1 protein-coding gene is annotated in these 427 nt (G+C 59.3%); it reads left to right on the top strand.

The features are described from left to right. The coding region (locus ACZBJS_RS42945) for a hypothetical protein (protein ID WP_463440373.1) at nucleotides 1-203 on the top strand (203 nt) is incomplete at its 5' end. Between the last annotated feature and the right edge of the window lie 224 nt (nucleotides 204-427).

Raw genomic sequence — 427 nt, 5'->3', positions numbered from 1 at the left:
ATGGCGAGGTCTTCGAACAAGCGCGGCATACGCAAATAAAGGACGGAATGATCGAGCCTGGCCGCCTGGCGTCCGAAGGCACATGCCAACCAGGTTTTGCCAGTCCCGGTCGAGCACGCGACATAGTACCCAAGAACATCCGTTCGAAGTTGTCATTCAATATCGACATCATCCACGCGCTGGTGAGCGCGTCATTGCTTTGAGGCGCGTCATTCACGGGGCTCGCCATCACTTCGTGATCGAACAGCCCGACGGCTCTCGCACCTTGCTGCCGGCATGGATGACAGAGAATTCCGCCGCGGCACTGCCGACGGTCGAAGTCCCTCGGCTTCCCCTGGATTCGTTGCGCGCACTTCGCGGCCTCGTTGATGCACAGCGCGTATCGTCGTCACCATCATCTGGAACGAGTCGGACGGTTGGAGGTGAT

This window comes from Bradyrhizobium sp. KZN70725 (assembly GCF_055264925.1).
Note: the sequence above shows the minus strand (reverse complement) of the source record. Positions and strands in the feature narration are given on the sequence as shown.